The following is a 17808-nucleotide window of genomic DNA, read 5'->3' as shown; positions in this document are numbered from 1 at the left end:
GGCTGCGGGGACGGCGCTGGGCACGACCGGGCGCGCCGGGGAGGGCTCTGGCTCTGGCGCCGGCGCACGGGCGGCCCGCTCGGCAGGGGCCGCGGCCGGGCTGGGCAGCCAGACCTGCACCCCCATTTCCTGCAGCATGGCGCGCTGGCGCGCATCGAGGGACAGGCTCATAGCGGGCGGCTCATGACAATGGCGTCCTCGCGCCCGCCGTCGGCGCAGGGGTAGTAGCGCTTGCGCTCGCCCACGCGGCGAAACCCATGGGCTTCATAGACCTGGCGCGCGCGTTCGTTGCCGGCGCGCACTTCGAGCCACAGCCACTGTGCGCCCAGGCCGCGCGCCCACAGCGCCAGCGCGTCCAGCAGCACGCGGGCCCAGCCCTGGCGCTGGAAGGCAGGCGCCACGGTGAGGTTCAGCAGGTGGGCCTCGTCCACGCCCTGCATCGCGACGAAGTAGCCCAGCAGCTGCTCGCCGCCCATCAGCAGCTGCACCTGGTAACCGTTGGCCAGCGAGTCGATGAAGTTGCCGCGCGACCAAGGGTGGGAATAGGCCTGCTGCTCGACCGCCAAAAGCGCGTCCAGCCGGTCCAGCGTCAGCGGCTCCAGGCGCACCTCGGGGGTGCCGAACGGGGTGGGCAGGGCGCTCATGGCAGGGCAGGGAGGGGGGCAGCAGCCTGCGCGGCGCGCTCGGCCATGCGCTCGGCGGTGGTCTTGGCGACTTTGTCGCGGATGTAGCGCGGCAGGGCCTGGTCGGCGCTCAGGCCGCCACCCGCCGCTAGCAGGCCCGGTGCCAGGCGCAGCAGGGCCGTGGCGGTGGGCAGTGCGTGCACGTGGGGCGCGAACGGCGCCAGGCGCTCGCCATAGGCGGCCAGGGCATTGCCGGCCACGGTCCAGCCAGCGGGGACCTGCACGGCCTCGGGTGCGCACAGGCCGAAGTCGCCGTCGCCCCGCCAGGCACCGGCCCGCCACTGGTAGCGCGCCACATAGACCTCGTCCATGCGCGCGTCCAGCACGGCCACCACCTGGGTGCAGCCGTGCTGCTGGCGCGCCTCCTCGGCCACGGCGGCCAGGGTGTCGACGGGCAGCACCGCCGTACCGCGCCCGCCGCCGGCGCCAAAAGCCAGGCCCTGGGCCACCGCGCAGGCCGTGCGCAGCCCGGTGAACGAGCCCGGGCCGCGCCCGAAGGCGATGGCGTCGAGCGCGGCAAAGTCCAGGCCCGCCTCGGCCAGCAGGCGGCGCAACGCCGGGATCAGCGTGGCCGAGGCCTGGGCGCCGCCGGGCCCGCTGTGCTGCCACAGCGCGGCGCCGCGCGCCACGGCGACGGACAGGGTGTCGGTGCTGGTGTCGAAGGCAAGCAGGTTCATGGTGCGAAAGAGTCGGAGGCGGGCGGGACCGGTGCCATGGCGCGGTGCGCCCAGCCCCGATTATCGGCGCTGGCCCAGGCGGCCGTGGCAGGCCCCGTAAACTGGCGCCATGTTGCCGCGTCTGTCCGTTTTCTGTGCACTGGCCGTGTCCTGGTGCGTGGCCGCTGCCGCGCCAGCGCCCTTGCCGCCCGGGGTCGACGCCGCGCTGGCGCGCGCCCAGGTGCCGCGCGACGCCATCTCGGTGCTCGTCGCCCCGGCCGAGGGCGGCGCCGCACCGCGCCTGGCGCACCGCGCGCAGGTGCCCATGAACCCGGCCTCGGTCATGAAGCTGGTCACCACCTTTGCCGGGCTGGACCTGCTGGGGCCGGCCTATGTGTGGAACACGCCGGTCTATGTGGACGGCGTGGCGCAGGGCGGCCGCCTGCGCGGCAACGTCTATCTCCGGGGCCAGGGCGACCCCAAGCTGGTCATGGAGCGCCTGTGGCTGCTGCTGCGGCGCTTGCAGGGCCAGGGCATCCAGGCCATCGAGGGCGACATCGTGCTCGACCGCTCGGCCTTCGCGGTGCCGGTGCACGCTCCGGCGCAGTTCGACGGCGAGCCGCTGCGGCCCTACAACGCCGCGCCCGATGCGCTATTGATCAATTACAAGTCGGTGGTGATGGGGTTCGTGCCCGATGCGCTCGCCGGCCAGGCGCGCGTGCAGTTCGATCCGCCGCTGGCCGGCGTGCAGCTGCAGGCCGCGCTGCCGCTGGCGGCGGCGGGCGCGGCCTGTGGCGACTGGCGCGCCGGCCTGCGCGCCGAACTGTCCGACCCCGCGCGCATGGGCTTTGCCGGCGTCTATCCGGCGGCCTGTGGCGAGCGCAGCTGGGCCGTGGCCTATGCCGACCCGCGTGCCCATGCGGCGCGTGCCGTGGAGGGCCTGTGGCGCGAACTCGGCGGCCAGCTCACCGGCACGGTGCGCGAGGGCCCGGTGCCGGCGGGCCTGCAGCCCGCCTTCAGCGCCACCTCGCCGGCGCTTGCCGAGGTGGTGCGCGACATCAACAAATACAGCAACAACGTCATGGCGCAGCAGCTGTTCCTGACGCTGGCCCTGCATAAGAATGGCGTGGCGACCCCCGAGGGGGCGCGCGATGCGCTGCGCCAGTGGTGGCGCGGCCGCTTTGGCGACGCCGACCCGCCCGTGGTCGACAACGGCGCCGGCCTGAGCCGGGAGGCGCGCATCAGCGCCCAGGCCCTGGCGCGCATGCTGCAGGCCGCCTGGGCCGCGCCGGTGATGCCTGAGCTGCTGTCCTCCCTGCCCATCGCGGGCATGGACGGCACGCTGCGCCGCAGCCAGAGCCGCGCGGTGGGCAGCGCCCACCTCAAGACCGGCAGCCTGCGCGACGTGGCCGCCGTGGCCGGCTATGTGCATGCCGCTAGCGGCCGCCGCTATGTGCTCGTGGCCATGGTCAACCACGCCAACGCAGCGGCGGCGCGCGCCGGGTTCGATGCGCTGATCGACTGGACGGCGCGCGATGGCCTGACAGACAGCGGTTCCAACTGAGGCGCCAGACTGGTAGTTTCCCGCCCCTAAGCGAGGCTTGTGCGGTCGTAACATCGTTTTGGCTCAAGAACGATCGTTCGATCTGGGACTGGAGGCAGCGGATGACCAAATGGACACTGTGGACCCTGACCAGCGCCGCAGCATTGCTGACGGCATGTGGCGGAGGCTCCGATCCGGGCGGCAGCACGTCCACCGACCTGAGCGGTGCGCGCGGCTCCCTCATGTTCAATCCCCCGCTGCGCGTCACGGCGCTGAGCGCTGGCGAGTTCAAGGACCGGCTTGCCGCCAGCCCGAGCGGCCAGAGCCTGCTGGCAGTGGCCGGTGCGCCCAAATGCGGCGTGAATGTGCACTACATCGAGTACGGCACCGTCGGTGGTGCCAGCGAGGCCACGAATGCTTCGGGCGCTCTGATGGTGCCTTCGGGCACCGATCCGCAGTGCAGCGGCGCGCGCCCCGTGGTGCTGTACGCGCACGGCACCACGACCGACAAGGCCTACAACATCGCTGACATCACCGAGGCCAGCCGCCCCGGTGCCTCGGAAGGCTCGCTGCTGGCAGCGATGTACGCGGCTCAGGGCTTCATCGTGGTGGCGCCCAACTACGCGGGCTACGACGTGTCCAAGCTCGGCTACCACCCCTATCTGAACGCCGACCAGCAGTCCAAGGAAATGATCGACGCGCTCACGGCTGCGCGCAAGGCCCTGCCAAACATCGGCGGCCAGGACGCCGGCAAGCTGCTGATCACGGGCTATTCGCAAGGCGGCCACGTCGCCATGGCCACGCACCGCGCGCTGCAGGCCGCGGGCCTGCCGGTGACGGCCTCCGCGCCCATGTCCGGCCCGTACGCCCTGGGCGCCTTCGGCGACGCCGTCTACTACGGCAATGTGAATCTGGGCGCAACGGTGTTCACGCCTCTGCTGGCCACGAGCTACCAGAAGGCCTACGGCAACATCTACAGCCAGCCTTCCGACATTTATGAGGCAGCCTACGCCACCGGCATCGAGACGCTGCTGCCCTCGTTGACCCCGGTGGCCACGCTGTTCAGCCAGGGCAAGCTGCCGCAGACCGCGCTGTTCAGCAGCACACCGCCCGCGCCGATCTTCGCCGGCATCACGCCACCGACCACGCCGCCCGAGCTGGCGCCGCTGTTCGCGCTGGGCTTTGGCACCAACAACCTGATCAACAACGCCTCGCGCCTGTCCTATCTGCAGGACGCGATCGTCAACCCCGATGGCGCCGTGCCGAGTCTGACCACGGGCGGCCAGGCCGCCACGCCCGCACACCCCATGCGCAAGGCCTTCAAGGCCAACGACCTGCGCAATTGGGCGCCCCTGCGGCCCGTCATGCTGTGCGGCGGCAAAGCCGACCCCACGGTGTTCTATGACCTCAACACCAAGCTCATGCAGGGCCTGTGGTCCGCACCCTCGCCGCTGGCGCTGCCGGCCGGTCTGCTGACGGTGCTGGACGTGGATTCGCCTGCGGGTGGCGCCGCCGATCCGTTCGCAGCCGCCAAGGCGGGCTTTGCCCAGGCCAAGGCCAATGTGGCCGGGCAGGGCGGCGCCAACGCGGTGGTGCAGGCCTACCACGGCACGCTGGTGCCGCCGTTCTGCAATGCCGCAGCCCGCGCATTCTTCCAGCAGGTACTGGCGTCGGGTGGTTGAAAGCCGCCGCAAGGAGCATCTCCATGACCCGATTCGTATTCCGCGCCCTGACCGGCGCCGCGCTGCTCGCGCTGTGCGGCACGGCCTCCGCTCAAATCACCCTGCGCGTCGGCGCGACCCATATCGCGCCCCATTCTTCGGCCAGCGATGCGGTGGGCCCCCTGCTGCCCGGCCCGCCTTCGGGCATCAGCCTGGAGGTGGAGAACCAGTCCACGCTGTTCCTGTCGCTCGCGTATGCGCTCCACCCCAACATGGAGCTCGAATTGGCGCTGGGCTACCCGCCCACGCACGACATCAATGCCAAGATCGCCTCCGGGCTGCCGCCGAACGTCGCGGCCTTCAACGGCCAGAAGGTCGCCGAGGTGCGCCAGGTTGCACCGACGCTGTTCTTCAACTACAAGTTCGGCGATGCGAGCAGTGCGTGGCGGCCCTTCGTCGGCCTGGGGATCAACTACACCAAGTTCGACAAGCGCACCTCCACGGCTGCGGGCAACGCGCTCAACGGCGGTCCCACCGACATCCGCCTGAGCGATTCCTGGGGCCTGGCGGGGCAGGTGGGCGTGAGCTACCAAGTCAACGAGCGCTGGTCCATCACGGGCGCGCTCGCGACCGCGCGCGTCAAAACAAAGCTCACGACTACCACCGGCGGCGTGTCGCGCAACGTTGACATCCGCTTCCGTCCAGCGGTGCTTACGATCGCGGCGGGTTATACGTTCTGACGGCAGTGCCCGCAAAAAAGCCGACCCGCGGGTCGGCTTTTTTGCGGGCACTGCCGGCTTACCAACGCGCGTGCAGCCGGTCGTAAGCGTAGTTGCCCAGCTGACGTTGGGCTGCGGGGGTCAGGTAAACCGGGTCAGAAAACACATACTTCTCCGGGTTGGCGCGTAAGGTGCCGGTAGTGCACAGCGCCGAACTGACTTGGCCGGTGCCGATGCCGATGCTATTGCTGTTGTCGGCATCTTTCGAGGTGCAAACCGGGGTCGTGGCGTTGTCAAACCCGTAGGAGCCAGGAGAGCTTATGAGCAAGTTGACGAAGTAGGCGGAATCCACATACAGCACATTAGCACCCAGATCGACCATGTTCACCAGCAAGCCTTCATTGAAGGCGCTGCTGGCGTCGTGCAGTAGGGTTACCTCATCGATGTCCGTGGCCCAGGGCGTCTTGCCCAAGTCGTAAGTGCCTGTCACCACCACATGCTTGGCCCCTGCATTGACGAGGCGGCGCACCTGCATCGCCAAGTCTTGTCCGGCCTTGCGTGCCACAGCCACCATCTCGGGTCGGGTGAGCTTTTCGGCGTGGACGGCCGCCATGCCCGCGATCAAGTCGCTGATCCCGGCGCTGATGAACACCAAGTTGTCGGCGCCCAAACTGCCGGCTGGAATTTGGTTGATCTGCTCTTCAAGAGTTAAGGTGCTCGCATTTCCGACAGCATCAGGTTTAGCAGTAATGCGTGCGTTTCCAGGCGCGACGCTCTGGCTGCCCAACGCCACGGGCGGGATCGCATTGTCGTAGCGTGAGGCGAGCTGCTGCGCCCAGTTGTTGGGGTTGCTTGAGCCCTGTTTCCCCAGGTCGTTGAGGGCACCGCCCAAGGCAACGAAACGGTCGGGCGTGAGCGCCGATTCGATGGTGCTCGAACCGCAGGCCGCGAGCAACGCTGCCGACGCACATGCGGCGACCAGAACGGTGCGGCGCATCCAATTTGCTGCCATGTATTTCTCCAGAAAAGTGGGGGCTAGTTTAACGACGCAAAATCAGCGCATGTAAAACAGGCATCAGGCGGCCGCGGCGCGCTGCAGCCGGTCGCGCACGCCTTCCCAGTCGGGCGACGCGGGCGGGGTCTCGATCCAGACCAGGCGCGCACCCTGGTCGTCAAAGCCGCGCAGCACGGCGAACAGCTGCTGCGCGGCGGCCTCGGCGTCGCCCGGCATGCGCCGCAGCAGCACGCCGCTCGCGGCCGTGCGCAGCGGCGTGCGCGCGTACACCGCCAGGTGGGCGGCGTCGGCGCCGAGCACGTCGAGCCCGGCCTGCAGGGCCTGGGCGTCCATCAGCCGCACCTTGGCGTTCGGCGCGTAATGCGCCAAAAGCGTGCCAGAGGCCCGCGGGGTCTGCGCAGGCAGCTCCTCTTTCGAGAGCGGGCGCAGGCCGCAGGCGCCCTCAATCTGGTCGCGCGTGATGGCGCCGGGGCGCAGCAGCACCGGCACGCCGCGCGTGCAGTCGACGATCGTGCTTTCGATGCCCACGGTGCAGGCGCCGCCGTCGAGCACCAGCAGGTCGCTGCCGAGTTCGTCCTCCACATGCGCGGCCGTGGTCGGGCTGACGCGGCCGAAGCGGTTGGCGCTGGGCGCGGCCACGCCCCAGACGGGCGCGCCGCCCAGGGCCGGGTCGTCGGCCGCGCAGGCGCGCAGCACGGCCTGGGCCACCGGGTGCGAGGGGCAGCGCAGTCCCACACTGTCCTGCCCGCCCGTGGCGGCCGTGGCCACGCCGGGGCGGCGCGGCAGGATGAGGGTCAGCGGGCCGGGCCAGAAGGCGTCGACCAGAGCCTGGGCGAAGGCCGGCAGCTCGCTGGCGAAGTGGGCGATGCCCGCCGCGTCGGCCACGTGCACGATCAGCGGGTGGTCGCTGGGCCGGCCCTTGGCGGCAAAGATCTGCGCGACGGCCGCGTCGCTGCCGGCGTCGGCGGCCAGCCCGTAGACGGTTTCGGTCGGCAGGCCGAGCAGCGCGCCGCGGCGCAGCGTGCGCGCCGCAGCGGCAATGGAAGCAGGAAGCTGGCCGTCCAGAATCATCGGGGGACCTTTCAGAACGCCGGCAGGCCGAGCAGCTCTGCGGCCTGCAGCGCCGTGGCGCGTGCTGCGGCGGCCGTCGGTGCGGTGATGTTCAGGTGGCCCATCTTGCGGCCGCGCTTGGCGTCGTGCTTGCCATACAGGTGCAGGTGCGTGCCGGGCAGCGCCAGGATCTGGTCCCACGGCGGCGTGCGCGCCGCCGCGCCGTGGGCAAACCACAGGTCGCCGAGCAGGTTCAGCATGACGGCGGCGCTGTGCTGGCGCGGCTGCGTCAGCGGCAGGCCGGCCAGGGTGCGCACCTGCAGCTCGAACTGCGAGACATCGCAGGCGTTCTGGCTGTAGTGGCCGCTGTTGTGCGGGCGCGGCGCGATCTCATTGACCACCAGGCGGCCGTCCTCCAGCACGAAGAACTCCACGCACAGCACGCCCACGTACTGCAGGCCGTTTGCTATCGATACCGCAGCTTCTACCGCTTGTGCCGCAAGCGTTTGGGGCAGATTTGACTCATACACCTCGGTCACGGCCAGGATGCCGTCGCGGTGCAGGTTGCGCTGCACCGGCAGGTGCACCACCATGCCGTCGGCACCGCGCGCCACGATCACCGAGCATTCGAGCGCCAGCGGCAGCATTTTTTCGAGCACGCAGGGCACGCGGTCGACCGCCTCCCAGGCAGCGGCCAGCTCGGCGGCCGTGGCCACGCGCGCCTGGCCTTTGCCGTCGTAGCCCATGCGCGCAGTTTTCAGAATGCCCGGCAGCAGATCGGCCGGCACGGCCGCCAGTTGCGCGGCGGTTTCGATCACGGCATAGGGCGCGCACGGCACGCCGCAGCGCACGAAGTGGGCCTTTTCCTGCGCGCGGTCCTGCGCCACGGCCACGGCGCTGGCGGCCGGGGCCACCGGGCGCTGCGCCGCCAGGGCGGCCAGTGCGGCGGCCGGCACGTTCTCGAATTCGGTGGTGATGGCGTCGCTCAGGCGCGCGAGCTCGGCCAGGCCGGCGGCATCTTCATAGCCGGCCTGGATGTGGTGGTGGCTCACCAGGCCGGCCGGGCTGGCGGGGTCGGCGTCGAGCACGGCCGTGAAATAGCCCATGGCCTGCGCCGCGTGCACGAACATGCGCCCGAGCTGGCCGCCGCCGAGCACGCCCAGCGTGGCGCCGGGCAGAAGAGGACGTGGCGCCGGCGTCATGGCGCGGCGGGCGGCAGGGCCATGCCGCGTGCGATCTCGGTCTGCGCAGCGCGGAAAGCGTTCAGGCGCTGGCGCAGCTCGGGGTCTTCATTGGCCAGCAGCGCCACGGCGAACAGCGCCGCGTTGGCCGCGCCGGCGCTGCCGATGGCGAACGTGGCCACCGGCACGCCCTTGGGCATCTGCACGATGCTGTAGAGCGAGTCCAGGCCCTGCAGGTGGCGGCTGGCCACCGGCACGCCGAGCACCGGGACCGGGGTCTTGGCGGCGATCATGCCCGGCAGGTGGGCGGCGCCGCCCGCGCCGGCGATGATGGCCTTGAGGCCGCGCGCGGCCGCGCCTTCGGCGTAGGCGAACATGTCGTCGGGCATGCGGTGCGCCGAAACCACCCGCGCCTCGTGCGGAATGCCAAAGTGCTGGAGAATCTCTACTGCGTGCTGCATGGTGTCCCAGTCGCTGCTGGAACCCATGACCACACCGATCTGGATGGGTGTCATAGTGTGTGGAGTGCGGTGCGCCGTGCTGGCCGCTCCCGCAGAGTGTGAACCCGCGATTTTACTTTTAGCCATCCACCCTTCCACTGCCAGGAAATTTGAGCCCCATGATTGATGTCACCGTAGAGAATTTTGAAGCCGAGGTGATTGCCGCCTCCATGGAGGTGCCCGTGTTGGTGGACTTCTGGGCGCCCTGGTGCGGCCCGTGCAAGTCGCTCGGTCCCATCCTCGAAAAGCTCGAAACCGAATACGCGGGCCGCTTCAAACTCGCCAAGATCGATTCGGACCAGGAGCAGCAGCTCGCCGGCATGTTCGGCATCCGCAGCATTCCGACCTGCGTGCTGCTGATGGGCGGCCAGCCCGTGGACGGCTTCACCGGCGCGCAAACCGAGGGCCAGGTGCGCGCCTTCCTCGACAAGCATGTGCCCAGCGCCGAGGAGGCCCTGGCCGAAGTCGAGGAAGACCTGGCGCAGGACGCCCTGGCCGAGGGCGACACCGACACCGCCCTCGAAAAACTGCAGCACGCCGTCGCCACCGACCCGGCCAACGACGATGCGCGCTTCGACTACGTCAAGCTGCTGCTGCAGCTGGGCCGCGAGGACGACGCCAAGGTGGCGTTCGCCCCCGTCATCGCCAAGGCCGCCACTTCGCGCCGCCTGGGCGCGCTCAAGGCCTGGATGGATGCTCTTGATTTTGTAGCTGTCAGCGCAAGCGGGGCGGGCGCTGAGGCCGAATTCGATGCAAAGATTGCCGCGAACAAGCGCGATTTCGATGCGCGCTTCGGCCGCGCCCGCTGGCTCATGGCGCAGCAGCGCTGGACCGACGCGATGGACGAGCTGCTCGACATCCTGATGCGCGACAAGGCCTGGAGCGACGAACTGGCGCGCAAGACCTATGTGGCCATCCTCGAAATCATCGAGCCGCCCAAGGTCAAGGTGGCCGACGGCCAGATCCCGCCCGAAGACCCGGTCGTGGCCAGCTACCGCCGCCGGCTCAGCTCCGTCGTGCTGAGCTGAAGACCGGCCGGCCCGGCCACTGGTCCCCCATTGAAAAAGGCCCGTGCGGGCCTTTTCTTTTGGGGGCCGCCGGCCAGGGCCGCAGCGGCCCGGCCACCGCAGCGCGTGGCTCAGGCCGTCAGGCGCTCCAGCGCTTCGCGGTATTTGGCGGCGGTCTTGTCGACCACGTCGCTGGGCAGGCGGGGCGCGGGCGCCGTCTTGTTCCAGGGCTTGCCGCCCACCTGCGCCTGCTCGAGCCAGTCGCGCACGAACTGCTTGTCGTAGCTGGGCGGGTTCTCGCCCTTGGCCAGTGCCTCGGCATAGCCTTCCACGGGCCAGTAGCGCGAGCTGTCGGGCGTGAGCACCTCGTCCATCAGTACCAGCGTGCCGTCGGGCGCGAGGCCGAACTCGAACTTGGTGTCGGCAATGATCATGCCCTTGGTGAGGGCGATCTGGGCCGCCGCTTCGTAGATGGCGATGCTCAGGTCGCGGATGCGCGTGGCGAGTGGGAGCCCGATCATTTCCACCGTGCGCTCGAAGGTGATGTTCTCGTCGTGCTCGCCCGCCGCGGCCTTGGCGGCCGGCGTGTAGATGGGGTGGGGCAGCTGGGCGGCATTGCTCAGGCCGGCGGGCAGCGGCACGCCGCAGACCGATTGCGATGCCTGGTATTCCTGCCAGCCGCTGCCGGCCAGGTAGCCGCGCACCACGGCCTCGACCGGAATGGGCTGCAGGCGCTGCACCAGCATCGAGCGGCCGCGCACCTGCGCCACCTCTTCGGGGCCCACGACGCTCTCGGGGGCGTCGCCGGTCAGGTGGTTCGGGCAGAGGTGGCCGAGCTTGTCGAACCAGAACAGCGCCATCTGCGTGAGCAGCTCGCCCTTGCCGGGGATCGGCTCGCCCATGATCACGTCGAACGCCGAGAGGCGGTCGCTGGCCACCATCAGGATGCGGTCGTTGCCCACGGCGTAGTTGTCGCGCACCTTGCCGCGTGCCAGCAGCGGCAGCGAAGTCAGGGTCGAGGTGTGCAGGGCAGGGGGGCTGGACTGGGTCATGGTGTGGTGAAACGTTGCAATCGGGGCGCACTGCGCTGTGGGCGGCGGGTGGGGGCCGGAATCCGGCGGCCCGTGCCAATCGGCCATTTTAAGCCGCCGGGCGCCGTGCCCTGCCGGCCAGATGCCCTGTGTTCCTCGTGGGCGGGTGGCGCGGCGAGAAAGGGGAGCTTGATCCAGTTGGTGCGTGAAATCGGGCTCCAGCGCTTATGGGGTAAGCGCTTGTAGCTATGGATTTCGGAGCGTTCGGCGGCGCCGGGTGCGGCGCCGCCGCGCCTGGGCGATCAATCGGGATGGATCTTCGCGCGGGCAATCACCTTTTTCCAGCGCGCCTGCTCGGCGGCAATGAAGGCGCCGTACTGGGCGGGCGAGTCGCCCACGGGCTGGGCGGTGTCGCCGCGCAGGCGCTCGGTGGCCAGCGGGTTGCGCATAGCCTTGCCACAGGCCTCGGCGATCTTGTCGATGGCCGCTTGCGACATGCTGGCGGGCGCGTTCAGGCCGTACCACTGCGTCATTTCAAAGCCGGGGAAGCCGCTTTCGGCCACCGTGGGCACGTCGGGCAGTTGCGGCAGGCGCTCCTTGGTGCCGGTGGCGATGCAGCGCAGCTTGCCCGACTTGATGTGCGCCAGGATCGCGGGTGCGCCCACGGCGGCGGCGTCCAGGCGGCCGGCCAGCAGATCGGTCAGCTGCGGGCCGGTGCCGCGGTAGGGCACGTGCAGCACAAAGGTGTTGGTCGCCATCTTCAGGTACTCGAACGCCAGGTGGCCGGCGCTGCCGTTGCCGGCCGAGCCGTAGTTGAGCTGGCCCGGCTTGGCCCGCGCCAGCGCGATGAACTCCTGGAGGTTCTTGGCCGGCACGTTGGCGTTCACCACATACAGGCTGGGCACCTTGGCCAGCAGCGAGATCGGCTGGAAGTCGCGGTTGGTGTCAAACGGCAGCTTGTCGTAGATGAACGGGTTCACCGCCATGGTGCCGATGTGGCCCAGGATGAGGGTGTGGCCGTCGGTGCTGGCGGCGCATTCCTGCATGGCGATGTTGCCGCCCGCGCCAGGCTTGTTGTCGACAAACACGCTCTGGCCCAGCGTCTTGGTCAGCTCGGAAGCTGCCGAGCGCGCCACGATCTCCGAACTGCCCCCCGGTGCAAACGGCACGATCAGGCGCACCGATTTGGTGGGCCATGCGCTTTGCGCATGCGCGTTGCCGAGCAGCAAGCTGGGAAAGGCCGATGCGGCGGCGAGCGCACCACCGGCTTGGAGGGCGCGGCGGCGGTTCGGGGGGAAGGTCATGGAGCAGCTCCGGAAAGTCAAAGATGCGCATGCTAAAGCAGTGGACTGCTTCCGCCACAGAGGGTTTCCATGTGGGCGTGCGCCGTGCGGGCGCCCGCTTGCACGGAACCCAGGTCGCAAAGGCCGGTGGGGCCTGGGGCCTGGCAGAGATGCCGCCGAGGGCAACCGGTTGATTTTGCCCCCTTTCAAGAGACGGCGGCATACCCTACTGCGTGACAGCGGTATGACATTGCTTTCGGGCAGGGGCGGGGGCATAGTGAATCCACGACAACGGGTGCAGCCCAGTTCTCGCAAGGCCGCTTTTTGGAAGCCCAGGCGGCGTCTCTCTTACCGTGAGCCAAGGAGATTTATCTTATGAATCTGACGATCAGCGGACACCATCTCGAAGTCACCCCTGCCCTGCGCACCTATGTCATCAGCAAGCTCGACCGCATCACCCGGCACTTTGACCAGCTGGTCGACATCAAGGTGCTGCTGACGGTCCAAAAGCAGAAGCAGAAGGAAAAGCGCCAGCGCGCTGAATGCAATGTCCGCGTCAAAGGCAGCGATCTGTTTGCGCAGAGCTGCCATGCCGACCTCTACGCCGCCGTCGATGAGCTGGTCGACAAGATCGACCGCAAGGTGGTGCGGCACAAGGAGTGCCTGCAGGACCACCACTTCGAGGCCCGGCGGCGTGAGCAACCCCAACCCGCCGTCTGATCCCTCTGTCCAGACCGCCCGCAGCCGCCCTCAGGGCGGTTTTTTCATGGGCTGGCGCCCCCTCAGGGTTTTCGCTAGGCGGTGCATAATCCGCGCTTATTGCCATGAACCGCCTCTCCTCCATCCTGCCCGCCGCCCAAGTGCTCGTGAGCGTCGACGCCACCAGCAAGAAGCGCGCTTTCGAAGAAGCCGGGCTGCTGTTTGAAAGCCTGCACGGCCTGTCCCGCGCGCTGATCACCGACAGCCTGTTTGCGCGCGAGCGCCTGGGCTCGACCGGCCTGGGCCACGGCGTGGCCATTCCGCACGGGCGCATCAAGGGGCTCAAGTCGCCCATGGCGGCCGTGTTCCAGCTCGAGCGCCCGATCGGTTTCGATGCCCCCGACGAGCAGCCCGTGGGCCTGCTGATCTTTTTGCTGGTGCCCGAGGCGGCCACGCAAAAGCACCTGGAGATCCTTTCCGAGATCGCCGAGCTGCTCAGCGACACCATGCTGCGCGAAAAAATCAAGGCCAGCACCGACGCGACCGAACTGCACGGCATGATTGCCAACTGGCAGTCCACGCAGGCGGTCTGAGCGCCCCCGCTGCCGCCCTCGCGCCGTGAAACCCAATGTCGTCAGCGCCGATGTCCTGTTCGAGGAATTCCGCACGCACCTGAAATGGGAGTGGCTGGCCGGCCTGGGCGCTTCCGAGCGCCGCTTTGACGAGGTGGTCGTGCGCGCGGCGCGCTCCGGCGCCGACCTCGTCGGCTACCTCAACTACATCCATCCGTACCGCGTGCAGATCCTGGGTGAGCGCGAAATCGCTTACCTCACCAACGCCACGGCAGAAGACTGCCAGCGCCGCATCGCCCGCATCGTCACGCTCGAGCCGCCGGTGTTGATCCTCGCCGACAGCCAGGCGGCGCCCGAGGCGCTGCTGCAGATGTGCGAGCGCGCGCAGATTCCCATGTTCGCCACGCACGAATCGTCGGCCTTCGTGATCGACGTGCTGCGCGCCTACCTGTCCAAGCATTTCGCCGACCGCACCACCATGCACGGCGTGTTCATGGACATCCTGGGTCTGGGGGTGTTGATCACCGGCGAATCGGGCCTGGGCAAGAGCGAGCTGGGGCTGGAGCTGATCTCGCGCGGCCAGGGGCTGGTGGCCGACGACGCGGTCGACCTGTACCGCATCAACCAGGCCACCATCGAGGGCAAATGCCCCGACCTGCTGCAAAACCTGCTCGAAGTGCGCGGCATCGGCCTGCTCGACATCCGCGCCATTTTTGGCGAGACAGCGGTGCGCCGCAAGATGCGCCTCAAGCTCATCGTGCACCTGGTGCGCAAGGAGACGCTGGAGCGCGACTACGAGCGTCTGCCCTACGAGCCGCTGACCCAGGACGTGCTGGGCGTGCCCGTGCTCAAGGTGGTCATCCAGGTGGTGGCCGGGCGCAACATCGCCGTGCTGGTCGAGGCGGCGGTGCGCAACACCATCTTGCAGCTGCGCGGCATCGATACCTACCAGGAGTTTGTCGAGCGCCACCGGCGCGCCATGGAGCAGGGCTCCTAGCGGCTGCAGCGGCCGTGCCGGGCGCCCGGCCTGCGCATGCTTACTTCGGATTGCGCGCGCAGTCGGCGCACATGCCGTACAGCGCCATCGAGTGGTCGTGCACGTGCCAGCCCTTGGCCTTGGCGACGATCAGCTGGCGTTTTTCGATCTCTGGGTCGAAGAACTCCTCGACCTTGCCGCAGGTGGTGCAGACAAAATGGTCATGGTGCTGGCCTTCGTCGAGTTCGTAGATGGACTTGCCGCCCTCGAAATTGCTGCGGATCAGGATGCCGGCCTGCTCGAACTGCGTGAGCACCCGGTACACCGTGGCCAGGCCGATGTCGGAGCGCTCTTCGAGCAGCACGCGGAACACGTCTTCGGCCGTCATGTGGCGTTGTGCCCCGGTCTGGAAAATCTCCAGAATCTTCAGGCGTGGCAACGTGGCCTTGAGCCCCGTGCTTTTGAGTTCGTCGATGTTTTTCATGACAAGGTCTTCCGTGCGCCGCTGGCGCGCTAAGGCCTGTGGGCCAACCGCTACAATGGTTCGATCATAGCCCTCTGCCCATTTTCCATGTCTGCCAAAGCCTATCGCAGCGCCCGTCTGGGGCTGACCCTGTTGATTGGCGCCACTGTGGCCGCCTGCAGCAGTTTTGACAGTGCCACGAACCGCCTGGTCGGTGCGGTCACTCCCTACAAGATCGCCGTGGTACAGGGCAACTTTGTCTCGCGCGAGCAGGTGCAGGCCCTGCAGCCTGGCATGGGGCGCCAGCAGGTGCGCGACATCCTGGGCACGCCACTGGTCACGAGCGTATTCCATGCCGACCGCTGGGAGTACGTGTTCACGCTCAAGCGCCCGGGTGTCGAGGTCCAGACGCGCAAGCTCACCGTGTACTTCCAGGGCGATACGTTCGAGCGCGCCGAAGGCGACGAGATGCCGTCCGAGAGCGAATTTGTCGCCACGCTGGACACGCGCAAATCCAAGCGCGCCGTGCCCGTGCTCGAAGCCACCGAGGCGCAGCTGGCGCGCTTCCCCGCGCGCCCCCCGGAGCCGCCGCCAGCCGCTGCGGCGCCCGCGCCGCGCAGCTACCCGCCGCTGGAATCTCCGGCCCGCTGACCGCTGCGCGCCACCCGCTGGCGCACACCCGCAACAAGGAAAGATATGACAGGCACTTCTTTGCCCGCTGCCCGCACCGCGCCCTGCCGCGTGGCCGTGGCGGGCGCTTCCGGCCGCATGGGCCGCATGCTGATCGAGGCCCTCCGCGCCAGCGACGACTGCGTGCTCGCCGGCGCGCTCGACGTGGCGGCGAGCCCCGGCATCGGCTCCGATGCCACGGCCTTCCTGGGACACGCCAGCGGCGTGCCCATCACGGCGGACCTGCATGCCGGGCTGAAAAACGCCGACGTGCTGATCGACTTCACCCGCCCCGAGGGCACGCTGGCGCATTTGCGGGTGTGCAGCGAACTGGGCGTGAAGGCGGTGGTCGGCACCACAGGGTTCAGCGACGCGCAAAAGGCGGAGATCGCCGCCTTCGCGCAGCGCACGGCCATCGTCATGGCGCCCAACATGAGCGTGGGCGTCAACGTCACGCTCAAGCTGCTGCAGATGGCGGCCAAGGCGCTGGCCACGGGCTACGACATCGAGATCATCGAAGCGCACCACCGCCACAAGGTCGATGCGCCGTCGGGCACCGCGCTGAAGATGGGCGAGGTCATCGCCGACGCGCTCGGGCGCGACCTCAAAGACTGCGCGGTCTACGCGCGCGAAGGCGTCACCGGCGAGCGCGAGCCGTCGTCGATCGGCTTTGCCACCATCCGCGGCGGCGACATCGTGGGCGACCACACCGTGCTCTTCGCCGGCACGGGCGAACGCATCGAGGTCACGCACAAATCGTCCAGCCGCGCCACCTATGCCCAGGGCAGCCTGCGCGCCGTGCGCTTTCTGCGTGCACAAAAGACCGGCATGTTCGACATGTTCGACGTGCTCGGCCTGAACTGACGGCCCCCGCGCCATGGGTGCGCTGCAATGGTGGGAGCAAGGCGATGCGGTGACGCAGGCCACGGCGCTGCTGCTGCTCGCCATGTCGGTGGCCAGCTGGGTGGTCATCGCCTGGAAGGCGCTGCTGCTGCGCCGGGCCCGCCACGACGTGGCGCGCTGCACGGCGGCCTTCTGGCAGGCGCCGAACTTGGACGCCGCCCACCAGCACATCGCGTCTTTTGACCGTGAAACGCTGGTCCTGCCTTTGGTGGATGCTGCAAAATCCATAGCGAATCCACCGGGGCACAGCGCCCCTTCCGGGACCCTGGCCCGGGCGGGCAGCGCCGCGCAGCAGCTCACGCGCGTGCTGCGCGACGCGCTGCACGCGGTGCTGGGCAAGCTGCAGTGGGGCCAGGTGCTGTTGGCCACCGTGGGCTCCACGGCGCCGTTCGTGGGGCTGCTGGGCACCGTGTGGGGCATCTACCATGCGCTCGCGGCCATGGCCCGCGCGGGCCAGATCAGCATCGACCAGGTGGCCGGCCCGGTGGGCGAGGCCCTCGTCATGACCGCCGCCGGCCTGGCTGTGGCCATTCCCGCCGTGCTGGCCTACAACGTGTTCGGCCGCCTGCTCGGGCGCATCGAGGCCGATCTCGAAGGCTTCGCCCGCGACCTGCGCGAGCTGGTGCTCGACGCGGCCCCCGCCCCACCCGCGCGCAGCGACTGACGCCCATGGCCTTCGGTCGTCTGGAGCGCACCGCGGCGCCGCAGCCCATGAGCGACATCAACATGACGCCGCTGGTCGATGTGATGCTGGTGCTCGTCGTCATCTTCATCCTCACGGCGCCGCTGCTGGCCAGCGCCATCCGGCTCGACCTGCCGCGCAGCGCGGGTGCCGTCCCGGGCGCGGCGCCGCAGTCCGTCACCGTGGTGCTCGACCAGGCCGGCCAAGCGTTCGTGAACGACCAGCCGCTGGCCCTGGCCGCCCTGGCGCAGCGCCTCGCGGCGATCGCGGCCGAGCACCCGGACACCGAGGTGCAGCTGCGCGCCGATGCCGCCGTGCCCTACGGCCGCGTGGTCGACGTCATGGGCGCGGCGCACCAGGCCGGGCTCACGCGCATCGGTTTCGTCGCCGAGCCTGCCGCCGCCGCCGCAGCGCTTTCGCCCTGAGCGCGCGCTCCGGCCCGGCCTGCCGGTGCCAGCGCCTAAAATCCCCGCAGCGCAGCGGTTTGCGGCTGCATCTCACCTTTTCCGGGCTCC

The 17808-nt window shown here is 69.2% G+C and carries 20 protein-coding genes; 11 read left to right on the top strand and 9 right to left on the bottom strand.

Going from position 1 to position 17808, the window contains the following annotated elements; translation table 11 throughout:
- Positions 1-167: 167 nt before the first annotated feature.
- Both rimI and tsaB read right to left on the bottom strand, forming a co-directional pair.
- Positions 168-644: a ribosomal protein S18-alanine N-acetyltransferase gene (rimI, locus tag B2J86_RS16555; protein WP_173026160.1), complete on the bottom strand. Its 477-nt coding sequence runs from the start codon at positions 642-644 to the stop codon at positions 168-170.
- On the bottom strand, positions 641-1360 hold the full coding sequence (tsaB, locus tag B2J86_RS16550; RefSeq protein WP_173026159.1) for a tRNA (adenosine(37)-N6)-threonylcarbamoyltransferase complex dimerization subunit type 1 TsaB: 720 nt from the start codon (positions 1358-1360) through the stop codon (positions 641-643). Before tsaB ends, rimI begins: the two co-directional genes overlap by 4 nt.
- 109 nt (positions 1361-1469) lie before the next feature.
- Here tsaB and dacB point away from each other — a divergent pair, with 109 nt between their 5' ends.
- The 3 genes from dacB to B2J86_RS16535 all read left to right on the top strand — a co-directional run bounded on the left by dacB (position 1470) and on the right by B2J86_RS16535 (position 5283).
- Entirely contained in the window at positions 1470-2903 is a 1434-nt protein-coding gene (gene dacB / locus B2J86_RS16545; protein WP_173026158.1) for a D-alanyl-D-alanine carboxypeptidase/D-alanyl-D-alanine-endopeptidase, read from the top strand.
- A 101-nt stretch (positions 2904-3004) separates the two neighbouring features.
- Positions 3005-4564: a S9 family peptidase gene (locus B2J86_RS16540; protein WP_173026157.1), complete on the top strand. Its 1560-nt coding sequence runs from the start codon at positions 3005-3007 to the stop codon at positions 4562-4564.
- A gap of 23 nt (positions 4565-4587) precedes the next feature.
- Positions 4588-5283, top strand: a complete 696-nt coding sequence (locus tag B2J86_RS16535; RefSeq protein WP_173026156.1) for an OmpW family protein — start codon at positions 4588-4590, stop codon at positions 5281-5283.
- Between the two features lie 58 nt (positions 5284-5341).
- Here the strand turns inward: B2J86_RS16535 and B2J86_RS16530 are convergent, their stop codons facing one another.
- The 4 genes from B2J86_RS16530 to purE form a co-directional block, all read right to left on the bottom strand.
- The gene (locus B2J86_RS16530) at positions 5342-6274 is read right to left on the bottom strand and encodes an SGNH/GDSL hydrolase family protein (protein WP_173026155.1); all 933 of its coding nucleotides are present in this window, start codon (positions 6272-6274) and stop codon (positions 5342-5344) included.
- Between the two features lie 63 nt (positions 6275-6337).
- Positions 6338-7348, bottom strand: a complete 1011-nt coding sequence (locus B2J86_RS16525) for an L-threonylcarbamoyladenylate synthase (RefSeq protein ID WP_173026154.1) — start codon at positions 7346-7348, stop codon at positions 6338-6340.
- An 11-nt stretch (positions 7349-7359) separates the two neighbouring features.
- Complete coding sequence (locus tag B2J86_RS16520; protein WP_173026153.1) at positions 7360-8529, bottom strand: 5-(carboxyamino)imidazole ribonucleotide synthase; 1170 nt, start codon at positions 8527-8529, stop codon at positions 7360-7362.
- Positions 8526-9023 carry a 5-(carboxyamino)imidazole ribonucleotide mutase gene (gene purE / locus B2J86_RS16515; RefSeq protein ID WP_169169952.1) on the bottom strand — a complete coding sequence of 166 codons (498 nt, stop codon included), beginning with the start codon at positions 9021-9023 and terminating at the stop codon, positions 8526-8528. The genes B2J86_RS16520 and purE overlap by 4 nt, the downstream gene beginning before the upstream one ends.
- A gap of 104 nt (positions 9024-9127) precedes the next feature.
- Between purE and trxA the strand changes: the two genes are divergently transcribed.
- Positions 9128-10036: a thioredoxin gene (trxA, locus tag B2J86_RS16510; protein WP_173026152.1), complete on the top strand. Its 909-nt coding sequence runs from the start codon at positions 9128-9130 to the stop codon at positions 10034-10036.
- A 110-nt stretch (positions 10037-10146) separates the two neighbouring features.
- Here the strand turns inward: trxA and B2J86_RS16505 are convergent, their stop codons facing one another.
- Together B2J86_RS16505 and B2J86_RS16500 are read right to left on the bottom strand one after the other, a co-directional pair.
- Positions 10147-11067 carry a phosphoribosylaminoimidazolesuccinocarboxamide synthase gene (locus B2J86_RS16505; protein WP_169169950.1) on the bottom strand — a complete coding sequence of 307 codons (921 nt, stop codon included), beginning with the start codon at positions 11065-11067 and terminating at the stop codon, positions 10147-10149.
- Between the two features lie 281 nt (positions 11068-11348).
- Entirely contained in the window at positions 11349-12350 is a 1002-nt protein-coding gene (locus tag B2J86_RS16500; RefSeq protein WP_169169949.1) for a tripartite tricarboxylate transporter substrate binding protein, read from the bottom strand.
- A 354-nt stretch (positions 12351-12704) separates the two neighbouring features.
- Here B2J86_RS16500 and hpf point away from each other — a divergent pair, with 354 nt between their 5' ends.
- The 3 genes from hpf to hprK all read left to right on the top strand — a co-directional run bounded on the left by hpf (position 12705) and on the right by hprK (position 14597).
- A complete protein-coding gene (hpf, locus tag B2J86_RS16495) occupies positions 12705-13049 on the top strand; it encodes a ribosome hibernation-promoting factor, HPF/YfiA family (protein WP_169169948.1) in 345 nt (114 codons plus the stop codon).
- 104 nt (positions 13050-13153) lie between these two features.
- Complete coding sequence (locus B2J86_RS16490) at positions 13154-13621, top strand: PTS sugar transporter subunit IIA (protein WP_169169947.1); 468 nt, start codon at positions 13154-13156, stop codon at positions 13619-13621.
- 25 nt (positions 13622-13646) lie between these two features.
- On the top strand, positions 13647-14597 hold the full coding sequence (gene hprK, locus B2J86_RS16485) for an HPr(Ser) kinase/phosphatase (RefSeq protein WP_169169946.1): 951 nt from the start codon (positions 13647-13649) through the stop codon (positions 14595-14597).
- A 40-nt stretch (positions 14598-14637) separates the two neighbouring features.
- On the opposite strand, the gene fur is transcribed toward hprK, so the two are convergent.
- Positions 14638-15060 (bottom strand): ferric iron uptake transcriptional regulator, encoded by a 423-nt coding sequence (gene fur / locus B2J86_RS16480; protein WP_169169945.1) that lies wholly within the window; start codon positions 15058-15060, stop codon positions 14638-14640.
- Between the two features lie 87 nt (positions 15061-15147).
- Here fur and B2J86_RS16475 point away from each other — a divergent pair, with 87 nt between their 5' ends.
- The 4 genes from B2J86_RS16475 to B2J86_RS16460 are packed head-to-tail and all read left to right on the top strand — an operon-like array spanning position 15148 to position 17718.
- Positions 15148-15690 (top strand): outer membrane protein assembly factor BamE, encoded by a 543-nt coding sequence (locus B2J86_RS16475; RefSeq protein ID WP_169169944.1) that lies wholly within the window; start codon positions 15148-15150, stop codon positions 15688-15690.
- Positions 15691-15735: 45 nt separating this feature from the next.
- A complete protein-coding gene (gene dapB, locus B2J86_RS16470; protein ID WP_169169943.1) occupies positions 15736-16572 on the top strand; it encodes a 4-hydroxy-tetrahydrodipicolinate reductase in 837 nt (278 codons plus the stop codon).
- A 13-nt stretch (positions 16573-16585) separates the two neighbouring features.
- Positions 16586-17275 (top strand): MotA/TolQ/ExbB proton channel family protein, encoded by a 690-nt coding sequence (locus tag B2J86_RS16465; RefSeq protein ID WP_173026151.1) that lies wholly within the window; start codon positions 16586-16588, stop codon positions 17273-17275.
- A 5-nt stretch (positions 17276-17280) separates the two neighbouring features.
- Entirely contained in the window at positions 17281-17718 is a 438-nt protein-coding gene (locus B2J86_RS16460; RefSeq protein ID WP_169169941.1) for a biopolymer transporter ExbD, read from the top strand.
- The last annotated feature ends 90 nt before the right edge of the window (positions 17719-17808 follow it).

This window comes from Acidovorax sp. SRB_14, assembly GCF_012932145.1.
Taxonomy (GTDB): Bacteria; Pseudomonadota; Gammaproteobacteria; order Burkholderiales; family Burkholderiaceae_C; genus Simplicispira.
This window is presented reverse-complemented; position numbering and strand designations above follow the sequence as displayed.